11 protein-coding genes and 1 pseudogene are annotated in these 11968 nt (G+C 71.1%); 5 read left to right on the forward strand and 7 right to left on the reverse strand.

Features of this window, described 5'->3' with window-relative positions:
• The first annotated feature begins 72 nt into the window (after window positions 1–72).
• A complete protein-coding gene (locus OG289_RS02425; RefSeq protein WP_327312340.1) occupies window positions 73–960 on the forward strand; it encodes an RNA polymerase sigma factor SigF in 888 nt (295 codons plus the stop codon).
• 17 nt (window positions 961–977) lie between these two features.
• Here OG289_RS02425 and OG289_RS02430 read toward each other — a convergent pair whose 3' ends face one another.
• Entirely contained in the window at window positions 978–1430 is a 453-nt protein-coding gene (locus OG289_RS02430; RefSeq protein WP_327312341.1) for an ATP-binding protein, read from the reverse strand.
• Window positions 1431–1551: 121 nt separating this feature from the next.
• Window positions 1552–2904, reverse strand: coding sequence for a DUF6777 domain-containing protein (locus tag OG289_RS02435; RefSeq protein WP_327312342.1), 1353 nt, complete (start codon window positions 2902–2904; stop codon window positions 1552–1554).
• 249 nt (window positions 2905–3153) lie between these two features.
• Between OG289_RS02435 and OG289_RS02440 the strand changes: the two genes are divergently transcribed.
• On the forward strand, window positions 3154–4422 hold the full coding sequence (locus OG289_RS02440; protein ID WP_327312343.1) for a streptophobe family protein: 1269 nt from the start codon (window positions 3154–3156) through the stop codon (window positions 4420–4422).
• 37 nt (window positions 4423–4459) lie between these two features.
• Here the strand turns inward: OG289_RS02440 and OG289_RS02445 are convergent, their stop codons facing one another.
• From OG289_RS02445 to OG289_RS02460, 4 genes are all read right to left on the reverse strand, one after another.
• Window positions 4460–5440: a serine/threonine-protein kinase gene (locus tag OG289_RS02445; RefSeq protein ID WP_327312344.1), complete on the reverse strand. Its 981-nt coding sequence runs from the start codon at window positions 5438–5440 to the stop codon at window positions 4460–4462.
• Window positions 5440–5994, reverse strand: a complete 555-nt coding sequence (locus OG289_RS02450; protein ID WP_327312345.1) for a hypothetical protein — start codon at window positions 5992–5994, stop codon at window positions 5440–5442. Before OG289_RS02450 ends, OG289_RS02445 begins: the two co-directional genes overlap by 1 nt.
• A 9-nt stretch (window positions 5995–6003) precedes the next feature.
• Window positions 6004–8343 (reverse strand): FHA domain-containing protein, encoded by a 2340-nt coding sequence (locus OG289_RS02455; RefSeq protein ID WP_327312346.1) that lies wholly within the window; start codon window positions 8341–8343, stop codon window positions 6004–6006.
• Between the two features lie 102 nt (window positions 8344–8445).
• On the reverse strand, window positions 8446–8856 hold the full coding sequence (locus tag OG289_RS02460) for a hypothetical protein (RefSeq protein WP_327312347.1): 411 nt from the start codon (window positions 8854–8856) through the stop codon (window positions 8446–8448).
• Window positions 8857–9163: 307 nt separating this feature from the next.
• Here OG289_RS02460 and OG289_RS02465 point away from each other — a divergent pair.
• Both OG289_RS02465 and OG289_RS02470 read left to right on the forward strand, forming a co-directional pair.
• Window positions 9164–9585 (forward strand): annotated as a pseudogene (locus OG289_RS02465) (nuclear transport factor 2 family protein).
• Window positions 9586–9658: 73 nt separating this feature from the next.
• Entirely contained in the window at window positions 9659–9952 is a 294-nt protein-coding gene (locus OG289_RS02470) for a DUF1905 domain-containing protein (protein WP_327312348.1), read from the forward strand.
• On the opposite strand, the gene mgrA is transcribed toward OG289_RS02470, so the two are convergent.
• Window positions 9942–10934, reverse strand: a complete 993-nt coding sequence (mgrA, locus tag OG289_RS02475) for an L-glyceraldehyde 3-phosphate reductase (RefSeq protein WP_327312349.1) — start codon at window positions 10932–10934, stop codon at window positions 9942–9944. The two genes, OG289_RS02470 and mgrA, sit on opposite strands and share 11 nt — an antisense overlap.
• A gap of 138 nt (window positions 10935–11072) precedes the next feature.
• Between mgrA and OG289_RS02480 the strand changes: the two genes are divergently transcribed.
• On the forward strand, window positions 11073–11957 hold the full coding sequence (locus tag OG289_RS02480) for a LysR family transcriptional regulator (protein WP_327312350.1): 885 nt from the start codon (window positions 11073–11075) through the stop codon (window positions 11955–11957).
• Window positions 11958–11968 lie beyond the last annotated feature (11 nt).

An 11968-nucleotide genomic window follows, 5' to 3' on the forward strand; every position in this document is an offset into this window, starting at 1 on the left:
AGAGGATCTGTACATGTCCGCTCACGGACCGAGAACAGCAGACGCCGAACCGTGACGCTCGAGGGAGAGGCCATGCAGACCGCCGTGATCCTGTCGGAAGCCAAGGTCGTCGACGACACCGCCAGGACCAGCACGGACGGCGCACCGCTGCCGGGAATCGAAGCACCGCGGAGCGTGGCTCCGCGTGACGCCCGCGAGCTGTCCCGCCAGTTCTTCCGGCGGCTGGCCGTACTCGAAGAGGGCACGCACGACTATCAGTACGCCCGCAACACGCTCATCGAGATGAACATGTCCCTGGTGCGGTTCGCGGCCGGCCGGTTCCGCGGCCGCGGCGACGACATGGAGGACATCGTCCAGACCGGGATGATCGGCCTGATCAAGGCCATCGACCGGTTCGAGATCTCGCGCGAGGTGGAGTTCACGTCGTTCGCGCTGCCGTACATCGTCGGTGAGATCAAGCGTTTCTTCCGGGACACGACCTGGGCGGTGCACGTGCCGCGACGGCTCCAGGAGCTGCGCGTCGAGCTGGCCAAGGCCCGGGACGAGCTCGCCGGCCGTCTGGACCGGGAGCCGACGGTGGCGGAGCTTGCCACGCTGATGAACCTCTCGGAGAACCAGGTGGTCGAGGCGCAGATCGCCGCCAACGGCTACAACTCCTCCTCGCTCGACGCGGCGCTCACCGGCGACGGCCCGGACCACGGCGAGGCCGTCCTCGCGGACTTCATCGGTGTGGAGGAGGACGGGCTGCGGCTCGTCGAGGACTTCCACTCGCTCGCCCCGCTCATGGCCGAACTCAGCGAACGCGACCGGCAGATCATCCATCTGCGGTTCGTGGAGGAGGCCACCCAGGCCGAGATCGGCGAACGGCTCGGCTGCTCCCAGATGCATGTGTCCCGGCTGATCAAGCGGATCATCATGCGACTGCGCCACGGGATGCTGGACGAGCTGGGCTGCGCCTGAAGGCTCAGTCTCAGGGCTCAGTCACCGAACCTCAGCAGAGCGCGGACCCGCTTGCCGACCGGCACGCGCTCGGCGGTGATCTCCGCCGCGAGCGCGTGCACGATCTCCAGACCGTGCCGGCCGATCCGCTCGGGGTCCCTGGGGAACCGCAGGGGCAGCGCGTCACTGCTGTCGTACACGCACACCGTGACCGAGGCGTCCGTACCCTCCAGTTCCAGGATGTACGGCCCGTTGCTGTGCCGGTCGGCGTTGGTGACGAGTTCGCTGACCACCAGCAGCACCTCACCGCTCGCGCGGTCGCCGATCGTGGCGCACCACTCCGTCCTGAGCTGGTCGACGAAATGGGCGGCGAAGGAACGGGCGTCGGCTATGCAGCCGGGTTCACCGGTGTAGTGCGCCGCCCGCCGTAGCGGTTCCACGGGTACGTCGAAACCAGTCGGTATCACTGCCCCGTCCAGGTGCTCGATCATGCGTTTCTCTCTCGGAGGCCGGACTGGCCGGACGCTGCTGTGCACCTGTGCTCGTACCCCGTCCCGCGCCGCGCAGTCCCCGTCCGTCGCCACCCGGTGGCCACGACGGACATGGGGTACCTCACACGGCGGGTGCGGCGGCGGAGGAACCGGCCGAGGCGGACGACGACCTACTGGTGACGCCCACCGACGGCGGGGACTGCGCAAGCGAGGAGAGAGAGCTCTCCGGCTCGCCCGTGAGTGCGGACAACGAGCTCGACGGCTCGGAGTGCCCCGACTCCGAGGACCCGGACCCGGAGGACGGGGGCTCGGACTTCTGCGATTCGGAGCTCTGCGACTCTGACGACGGGGATTCCGACGACGGGGGTCTCGAGGACGCCCCGGACGACGGCGGCAGGCAGCCCGGCGGCCTGCCGCTCGCGCCGCCGGTGGGCGGCGAGACGCACGGCGGGGACGTACGCGAGCCCGGGCCCGTCGGCGTACTGACACCGACGGACGGGGTCAGCCGCGCCGGAGGACGGGTGGGCCGGTCCTGGTGGACCTTGTTGCCCGGCCGGCGGGCGATCCAGTGGTGGTCGGATGCGGGATCGTAGAGCACGAAGACGTTGACCACCGTCACGGAGGCGTTGACCACGACCGTGGTCGAGGGACTGTACGACGGCCATGTGCGGCCGGTCCGCTTGTACCCGGACTGCTGGGCGACGGGCGGGGCCAACGGGTTGCCGCAGGCGCAGCGCACCCGGGGCACGCCGTACCGGTCGACCATGACGGCCGTGCCGGCCTGGAGGACGGCCTGGTAGGTGGTGGCGGCTCCGTTGCGGTATCCGTGGTTGGTGACGCGGGTGTCCAGGCGCAGGTTCACGGGGGTGAGCGAGCGCAGATAGCCGGGGACCTGGGAGGGGTCGATACCGATCACGGAGGCGAACGCCCTGTTCTTGGCGGGCACCTCCTGGAGGTACTTGATCTGCAGCTCCACGTCGCAGCTGGCGACGTGGAGGGTGCCGCCGTACAGCCCGGCCTGCCCGCCCCCTACCCCGGGGACGGTGTTCGCGGGCGGCGAGGACCCCGACGGGGAGGCCGTTGCCGGCGGGACGGAGCTGGAACCGGCGTTGTTGGTCTTCTGCGTGAAGCCGTCCGGACCCGCTTCGCCGGCCGGCTGCATGAAGACCTCCCCCGCCTTGTCGGAGCCGCCTCCGTCGGGCAGGGTCAGGACCAGGGCGAGGGCCGTCGCGGCCACGACCGCGGTGGTGACCAGCGCGACCCGGGGCGCGGACTTCCACCAGGGCCGACGCGGTTCCCAGCCACCGCCCGCCGGGGAGTCGCCGTCGGGCGGCTCGGAAGGCGGGCCCGAGGGCGGCTGGGAGGGACCGGACAGTGGTCCGGAGGGCGGGCCGCTCGGTCGCCCGCCGGGCTGCCCGGTGGGTTGCGTGGGCGGTTCCGAGGGACGGCCGGACGACGGAGGTTCGACACTCACGAGCACTCCCGACGTGGGTTTCCCGCGGCGCTTCGTCCGGTGGAGCCGATGCGATCGATGCGATCGATGCCATCCATGCCATCCATGCCATCCATGCCATCCATGCCATCGGGCTGACCGCGTGACTCTATGCGCCGTTTCATTACACAACGCACCTATTGTGTGCTCCGATCGGGGGCCGCTCGCAAGCCGGACGCGGACGGCCCTCCCGACAGGCGCGCTCTCCCGGCGCTGCTTAGCGTGGGCAGGGTGAGCTCCTACACCCCCCATGACCAGGCAGTCTCCCGCCACGGCTGGGTGCAGGCGGTCGCCGCGGCGCTGGCCGGGCTGATCACCATGGGGGTGGTGACCGCGCTGGGACTGTGGGCGGCCGGAGCCTCGGACCTGCCGCAGGGCGCCTTCCCCCGGGTCGTCGCGGCGACCGTCGTCACGGCCGTCGGCGGCACGGTCGAACTCTCCGGGAACGCCGGTGGACTCGCCGACACACAGGCCGGCCTGACGGTCATTCCGCTGTCGGTCACTCTTGTGGGGGCACTCGTCGTCGGCGCCGGATTCCTGCGGCCGCTGCGGCACCGGGCGGTGGCCGGCGCCGCGGAGCTGGCCGGGTGGGCGGCCCGGATCGCCGTCGTGTGGCTGCTCGGTCTGCTCGGCCTGGCCCTCGCCGCCCGCCAGACCTTCAAGCTCTCCCTCGGTGACGGCACACTGAGCGACCTCGGTGAACTGTTCGACGTCAGCCCCGAAGTCGGCTTCACCACGGACGTGCCGCTCACGCTCGTGATCGGGCTGTTGTGGCTGGCCGGTGTGCTGGCGCTGGCGCTGCTGGTCTCGCGCGGGGCTCCGCTGCCGGCCCGGCTGCTGCGCTTCCAGGAGTCGGTGCGGCCGGCCGCGCACGCCATGGTGGTGCTGCTGCTCGCCTGCGTGGCGCTGGGCGTCGTCATCGCCCTGGTCGTCGCGGCGACCCGCGGGCACGCCGCCGAGACCCTCGCGGTGGTCCTGCTGGGCATGCCCAACCTGATGTGGCTGACGTTCACGATCGGGCTGGGCGCCACCTGGAACGGCCGGGTGGAGGGGCCGTTCGGGCTGCCGATGCCGCATGTGCTGGACGAGGTGCTGCGCAGCCGGGACACCGCCACACTGAACCTGGGCACGCTCGCCGAGTACGACGGCCGCGTCTGGTGGCTGGTCGTTCTGGACGCGATCCTGCTGCTGACGGCCGCCTTCGTGATGGCTGCCCACTCACCGGCCCGGATGCGCGCCTGGCAGCACGCCGTGCACATGGCGGTCGCGCTGGTGCTCACGGTGCTGATGATCTGTCTGGTCGGCCGGATCTCCGCGCACTACGGTCTCTCCGTGCTCGGCATCGGCGACCTGGGCGGCAATCTGTCCGGGGAGCTGTTCCTGCGCCCCGAGGTGTGGTCGGCGCTGGGCTTCGCCGCCCTGTGGGGGCTGGTCACCGGTTTCCTCGGCGGACTGCTGGCGGCGCTGGTGCGCCGCCGGGGCGGGACGACACCCCGCTGAGCAGCGCCAGCGGTGGCGCCGGGAAGGCCCTGCCGGCTCAGGACCGACGGCCGGGGAAGACCGGCCGCGCCCAGCGCGGGGGTTGCGGCGTCGGCGCGGGCGTGGTGACCAGCTCCGTCTGCGGGTGGACCGCCCTGCGCGCAGCGCCCCCCTTCGCCCTCAGATCGGCGACGAAGGCTCCGCAGGTGGGATGCCGGGCCTCGGGATTCTTGGCGAGGGCCCGGGCGAACACCGCGTCGAGGTACGGGGGAAGGTCGGGGCGGACCTCCGTCAGCGGGGTCGGGTCGGCGTTCTGGTGGGCCCAGAGCAGGGCCATGTCGTCGTCGCGGAGGAACGGCGGGCGGCTCGCCAGGCACTCGTAGACCACACAGGCGAAGCCGTAGACGTCGCAGCGGCCGTCGACCGGCCGGCCGGAGATCTGCTCGGGGGCCACGTAGTCGAGCGTGCCGACGAACTGACCTACCGTCGTGAACCCGGTCAGGGACAGCGACTTCTTCGTCAGGCCGAAGTCGGTGAGGTAGACGTGCTCGGGATGGTCGCTGTCGGTGCCCCGGGAAACCAGGATGTTGCCGGGCTTGACGTCCCGGTGGACCAGTCCGTGCTCATGAGCGGCGTCCAGCGCGGAGGCGACCTGCGCGGCGATACGGACGGCCTTCGGCAGCGGCAGGGGGCCCTCGCGGTCCAGGAGATGGCGCAGATCGCTCCCCTCGACGTACCGCATGGCGATGTAGAGCACCCCGTCCGTCTCGTCCGCCTCGAAGACGGGCACGATGTGCGGGTGGTCGATCGCCGCCGCCACCCGCGATTCGTGGGTGAAGCGCTTGCGGAAGGTGTCGTTGCGGGCCAGTTCCGGGGCGAGCAGTTTCAGCGCCACGGTCCGGTCCAGGCGCAGGTCACGGGCGCGGTAGACGACGGCCATGCCGCCGCGTCCGATCTCGCGCTCGATGCGGTAGCCGGCGACCTGGCGGCCGACCAGTTCGGAGGGCCGGCCGGAGAAGGGGCTCGTGCCGGGTGTCATCAGGGTCCCCCGTCGAGGTCCACGATCCGGGTGGCGGTGTAGTCCCGGTCCTCGGCGGCCTCGGGCAGTTCGGGCGCCTCGTCCGTCGCGTACGTGCTGAGGCGGGTGCCGTCGCCGTACACCCAGCGGCCGCGCGCGGGGTCGTACAGCCAGACGTCCTCGCCGTCGACGACCACGCCGAGCCGCAGTCCGTGGGTACGGCGGTGGAAGGACTCGCCGTCGAGGCCGCCGTCGGCCAGTTCCTCCACCGCCGCCCGGTAGCGGGCCAGGGCCTGTTCGGCGCGGCCGAGGAGGGGGCGCGGGTCGGCGGCGTTCGCGAGGGGGCCGTCGGAGCGGGGCGGGTCCTGGGGGACGGCGACCAGATGGCGGCCGTCCACCCAGGCCGACCAGCCGTTGGAGCACAGCACGCGCCCCCAGTCGCCGCGCCGTTCCATGAGCCGGACGGGCAGCAGCGGGTCGAGGGGCACGGTGGGGCGGGCCGGGTCGGGAGCCTCCCAGGCGGGCATGCCGTGCTGGGGGACGACGTGCGTGGGCCGGAATCCGGGAGTCGTCATCGGCCGCCCCTACTTCCGCATCACGGCGGGCTCGTGTCGGCGCAGCAGCCGGGAGACGACGAACCCGCAGGCCAGCGACAGCACGACGAGCATCCCGATGTTGAGCAGCCACACCCCCGTCGAGTGCTCGAACAGCGGATCGTTCGTCTTGTCCCCGGGCACGATGCGGGACAGCCCGAGGGTGCCGGCCATCGCGCCGAACGCCCAGCGCGAGGGCACGAGCCAGGACAGCTGCTCCAGACCGGGCACGTCGTGCAGCTTCAGCAGCGCACCGCAGAACACCACTTGGACGATGGCGAGCAGCACCAGCAGCGGCATCGTCACCTCCTCCTTGCGCACGAACGCGGAGACCAGCAGCCCGAGCATCATCGCTGTGAAGGCCAGCAGGGCGACGGCGACGGTGATCTCGATCAGCGGTGGCATCAACACGCCCTTGCCGCCCGGTGCGTTGAGGTCGACGCCGAGCAGGGCGACGAGGGTCAGCACCACGGCCTGTACGACGGTGATCGTGCCCAGGACGACGACCTTGGACAGCAGGTACGCCGATCTGGACAGGCCGACGGCGCGTTCCCGCTGGTAGATCACGCGCTCCTTGACGAGTTCGCGCACGGCGTTGGCCGCTCCGGTCAGGACGCCTCCCACGCACAGGATCAGCAGCGCGTCCATCACATGCTCCTGGTCGAGCTTGCCGCCGGCCAGGGCCCGCGCCATCGCCCCCATCACGAACGGCAGGGCGATCATGATCGCGAGGAAGGTGCGATCGGCGGCGAGCGCGGCCGTGTAGCGGCGGACCAGGGTGCCGAGCTGGGCGCCCCTGCTGCGTGGCCGGGCCGGCGGCAGCACGATCACCGGGCCGGAGCGGGGCAGCGGGGGCTGGTCGCTGGAGTTGACGACGTACTGCCGACGGAACGGGGAGTCGTGGTACTCCCCCGCCCAGTCCCGGTACTCGTCGCGTTCGAAGGCCTCGAAGGCCTCGGGCCACTGCTCGAAGCCGAAGAAGGCGAGGGCGTCCCCGGGCGGCCCGTAGTAGGCGACCTTGCCGCCCGGTGCGAGCACCAGCAGCCGGTCGCAGACGTCGAGGCTGAGGACGCTGTGGGTGACGACGATGACGGTGCGACCGTCGTCGGCGAGTCCGCGCAGCATGTGCATCACCGAGCGGTCCATGCCGGGGTCGAGGCCGGAGGTCGGCTCGTCCAGGAAGAGCAGGGACGGTTTGGTCAGCAGTTCCAGGGCCACGCTGACCCGTTTGCGCTGGCCGCCGGAGAGGCTGTGCACGGGCTGGCCGGCCCGCTGCTCGAGCCCCAGTTCGCGGATGACCTCCTCGACCCGCTCACGGCGCTCGGCCTTGGCGGTGTCCTGCGGGAAGCGCAGTTCGGCGGCGTAGGTGAGGGCGCCCTGCACGGTCAGCTGGGCATGCAGGATGTCGTCCTGCGGGACCAGTCCGATGCGCTGGCGCAGCTCGGCGTAGTCGCGGTAGAGGTCGCGGCCGTCGTACACGACCGTGCCGTGGTCGGCGGGTCGCTGTCCGGTGAGGGCGTTCAGGAGGGTGGACTTGCCGGCGCCGCTGGGTCCGACGACCGCGAGCAGGCACTTCTCGCCCACCGGGAACGAGACGTGGTCGAGGAGGACCTTGCGGCCGTGGTCGACGGCGACCGTGAGGTCCTGCACGTCGAGGGAGACCTCTCCGGTGTCGACGTACTCCTGGAGCTCGTCGCCGACCAGACAGAACGCCGAGTGGCCGATGCCGACGATGTCGCCGGGGCCGATCGGGGCGCGGGTGACGGGCAGGCCGTTGAGGTAGGTCCCGTTGTGGCTGCCGAGGTCGACGATCTCGTGGCCGCCGTCGGGCAGCCCACGCAGTTCGGCATGCCGGCGCGAGACGATCAGGTCGTCGACGATCAGGTCGTTGTCGGTGGCTCGGCCGATGCGGACGGTGCGCGAGGACAGCGGCCGTACGGAGGTCGGCCGGCGGAAGGTGCCGGTCAGGGCGGGCATCGACACGGCCGAGGGGCGCTGCACCGAGGGCGTGGGCCGTCCGGACAGGACGACGTACGGCCCGTCGGACGGGCTGCCGAAGTGGATCACGGTGCCGGGGCCGACGCCCCACTCGTGGACGCGGCGGCCGTCGGCGTAGGTGCCGTTGGTGCTGTGTTCGTCCTCGATGGTCCAGTGACCGCCGTCGGGCCGCAGCACGGCGTGGTGCCAGGAGACGCGGGTGTCGTCGATGACGATGTCGCTGAGCGGATCCCGGCCGACGTGGTAGTCGTGGCCCGGGATCAGCACGGTGATGCCCGTCTCGGTTTCCAGCACGAGTTCGGGCGCATGCGAGGAGACCGGCCGCTCAACCATGACCGAATTCTATCGATTCGCACCCCTGTGCGCCCGACGGGCGCAGCGGGACGGTGACGGGCGCGTGACGATGACCGTCGGTGGGCGGCGGGGCGGCGGGTGTCAGCCGACGGGGACGACGAGGGCCGGCACGGTCCGCTGCATGCGCAGCGCGTCGACGGACTCGGCGAGCAGCTCGTACTCGGTGGTCTCGTCACTCACCGCGATGCGCACCAGGCGCCCGCCCGCCAGCTCGTCGGCCACCAGCTCCTGCCGGTCCACGTCGGCACACCAGGCCCGCAACAGCGCCGGCACGTCGGGCACGGTGTCGGCGACCGGGACCAGGGCGCCCGGCGGGATGTGCTCGTCCTCGGGCCGGGGATCCAGCCGTTCGGCCATCCAGGAGGCCCGGTCCCGCAGCCACCACAGGGCGAGCGCCAGCGTCGGCGCACGGTAGGTGCCGAGCGGTACGCCGATGCGCCGGCCGTCACAGACGCCGTACGCGGTGACATGGCACAGGAATTCGTCGTGCACGTCCCTCTCCCCCGGTGTTCGCCTGCTGGTTGTGCCTCGCTTTCCGTGCGGCTCCTGTGAGTGAACTGCCCCTGACGTTCGAGTATGTTCAATACTGAAACACTGTCACCATGACTTTCCGGCCAGTCTCTTGGCATATTCACGGCCGTTCATGGCCGAAATGCGTCGAGCCTCGGGGCACGTCGTCATTACCCGACAGGTAATCGACCCGGGCGGCAGGGGCGGGCAAGGCGGTCACACCGGATCGGCGAAGACCTGGATCCGGGTTCTGACCAGTATCGATGACCTCATTGGGGGCTGATTTCCGATGTCCGCGAACACCGACCGTTACGAAAACGCCGTCGCCCGCCACTTCGAGGCCTGGAACGCACGCGCGCCCGAGGCTTTGGCCAAGACTGTTGACGCAGCGTGGGCGGTGGACGGCGGGTACACACCGACCCTCCCCCAGAGGGGGACCCCCAGCCGACGTCAGCGGCCACGAGCAGATCGCGGCCGTGGTCAAGGCGGCCCACGCGCAGTTCCCGGACTTCTCCTTCCGGCTCACCGGCGCGGTCGACGGGCACCACGACACGGCCCGCTTTCTCCTGGGAGCTGGTGAGCGAGGCTGGGGGTACCCCCTCTGGGGGAGGTTCGGCGCCGGTGGCCGGATCCGACGTCATCACACTGGACGCACGGGACCGGATCACATCCGTCCTCGGATTCCTCGACCGGGTGCCCGCGGGAGCCTGACGCCGGGCAAGCGATGAATTCCCCCGCTCGCGGCGGTCCACCTGGAAAGGGATCACCGCGAGCGGAGGACATCATGAGCACGAGCACAAGCGGAACACTGAATGCCGAATTCACGGCCGTCCTGCGCAGGAGCCCGGCAAAGGGCGGCTGGACCTATGTCGTCTGGCCGGAGTCCGTCGAATTCTTCGGCACCCGCGGACTGGTCAAGGTCCGCGGGACGGTCGACGGACATCCGTTCCGGAGTTCGTTCATGGCCCTCGGGGACGGCACCCACAAACTCCCCGTCGACGCCGAGGTGCGCAAGGCGACCGGAAAGCACGAGGGCGACTCGGTGACCGTACGCCTGACGGAGCGGCTCAGCCGTTGATCACGGCGTCGATCCGGGCCAGTTCCTCGGCGTCGAAGTCCAGGTTGCCCAGGGCGCCGACGCTGTCCTCGATCTGCCGGGCGCTGCTCGCGCCCACCAGCGCGGAGGTCACCCGACCGCCGCGCAGCACCCAGGCCAGCGAGAGCTGGGCCAGGGACTGGCCGCGGGACTTGGCGATGTCGTCGAGGGCGCGCAGCTTGCCGACGAGTTCCTCGGTCAGCGCGTCGGAGTTCAGGAACGGGCTGTCGCTCGCCGCACGCGAGTCCTCAGGGATGCCGTCCAGGTAGCGGCCGGTCAGCAGGCCCTGTTCCAGCGGCGAGAACACGATCGAGCCGACCTGGAGCTCGTCCAGGGCGTCGAGCAGGCCCTCGCTCTCCGGGCGGCGGTCGAGCATCGAGTAGCGCGGCTGGTGAATGAGCAGCGGGGTGCCCAAATCACCGAGGATGCGGGCGGCCTCGCGGGTCTGCTCGGCGGAGTAGTTGGAGACGCCGACGTAGAGCGCCTTGCCCTGCTGGACCGCGGTGTGCAGCGCGCCCATCGTCTCCTCCAGGGGAGTCTCCGGGTCGGGGCGGTGCGAGTAGAAGATGTCGACGTAGTCCAGGCCCATGCGGTGCAGGCTCTGGTCGAGCGAGGACAGCAGGTACTTGCGCGAGCCCCACTCGCCGTACGGGCCCGGCCACATCAGATAGCCGGCCTTCGTGGAGATGATCAGCTCGTCGCGGTAGGACGCGAAGTCCGCCCTGAGCGCCTCACCCAGCGCGGACTCGGCGGCACCGGGCGGCGGGCCGTAGTTGTTGGCCAGGTCGAAGTGGGTGATACCGAGGTCGAAGGCGCGGCGCAGGATCGCCCGCTGGGTCTCCACCGGGCGGTCCGGGCCGAAGTTGTGCCACAGTCCGAGCGACAGCGCGGGGAGCTTCAGGCCGCTGCGTCCGGTGCGCCGGTAGGGCATGTCCGCGTAACGGTCGGGGTGTGCGGTGTACAACGGGACTCCAGAAGGGGTTGGCACGAGGATCCGGTTCGGGAAGATCAGTTTCAGGAACCGCTACCCAGTCTCGGGCGACCTGCGAGTAGTGGTCCAACAGAAGAATCCGATGGAATTGTGCGGCTAGGCTTCTCAATCATGGAACTGCGCCACCTCCAGCACTTCGTCGCGGTCGCCGAGGACCAGCACTTCACCCGGGCCGCCGAACGCCTGATGGTCTCCCAGTCGGGCCTGTCGGCGTCGATCCGGGCCCTGGAGCGGGAACTGCGCGCCCCGCTGTTCGTACGGACCACCCGGCGGGTGACGCTGACGGAGGCGGGCCGGGCGCTGCTGGCCGAGGCGGAGCGGATCCTGGCGCAGGTGCGGGCGGCCCACGAGGCCGTGGCCGCCGTGCAGGGCGTGGTCCGCGGCACCCTCTCCGTGGGCACCGAGCAGTGCATCGCCGGGGTGCATGTGGCGGGGCTTCTGGCGGCGTTCCGGCGGCGGCACCCGGACGTGGAGATCCGGCTGCGGCAGACCGGCTCGGGCGCGCTCGGCGAGGAGGTGGCGGCCGGCCGGCTCGACCTGGCCTTCGCCTACCGCACCCAGACGGACACCGACCAGCTGCGCTGTGTACCGCTGGCGACCGAGCCGATGTACGTGCTGTGCCATCCCGACCACCGCCTCGCCGGGGCGTCGGCGGCGCTGCTGCCTCAGGACGTCGCCGGCGAGGTGTTCGTCGACTTCCACCCGGACTGGGGCCCGCGGCGGGCCACCGACGCCGCGTTCGCCGAGGCGGGAGTGCGGCGCACGGTGGCCCTGGAGGTCAACGACGTGCACAGCCTGCTGGACCTGGTGGACGAGAACCTGGGGGTCGCCGTCGTGCCGCGCCACTTCCGGCACAAGCGCGAGGCGCTCACGGCGCTGCCCCTCAAGGGCACCGGCGAGGCGGTGTACGAGACGGTCGCGCTGCTGCCGCCCCGGCAGGCGACGAGCCCCGCGGCCCGGGCGCTCATGGCACTGCTGGAAACGGAGAGCGTGTGAGCGCCTGCTGC

Source organism: Streptomyces sp. NBC_01235, assembly GCF_035989285.1.
Taxonomy (GTDB): Bacteria; Actinomycetota; Actinomycetes; order Streptomycetales; family Streptomycetaceae; genus Streptomyces.

Excerpts from the sequence above, each read along its gene's own strand:
- OG289_RS02425 (WP_327312340.1), top strand. The coding sequence starts at position 73 with ATGCAGACCGCCGTGATCCTGTCGGAAGCCAAGGTCGTCGACGACACC.
- OG289_RS02470 (WP_327312348.1), top strand. The coding sequence starts at position 9,659 with ATGAGCACGAGCACAAGCGGAACACTGAATGCCGAATTCACGGCCGTC.
- OG289_RS02455 (WP_327312346.1), bottom strand. The coding sequence starts at position 8,343 with ATGGTTGAGCGGCCGGTCTCCTCGCATGCGCCCGAACTCGTGCTGGAA.
- OG289_RS02480 (WP_327312350.1), top strand. The coding sequence starts at position 11,073 with ATGGAACTGCGCCACCTCCAGCACTTCGTCGCGGTCGCCGAGGACCAG.
- OG289_RS02445 (WP_327312344.1), bottom strand. The coding sequence starts at position 5,440 with ATGACACCCGGCACGAGCCCCTTCTCCGGCCGGCCCTCCGAACTGGTC.
- OG289_RS02450 (WP_327312345.1), bottom strand. The coding sequence starts at position 5,994 with ATGACGACTCCCGGATTCCGGCCCACGCACGTCGTCCCCCAGCACGGC.
- OG289_RS02430 (WP_327312341.1), bottom strand. The coding sequence starts at position 1,430 with ATGATCGAGCACCTGGACGGGGCAGTGATACCGACTGGTTTCGACGTA.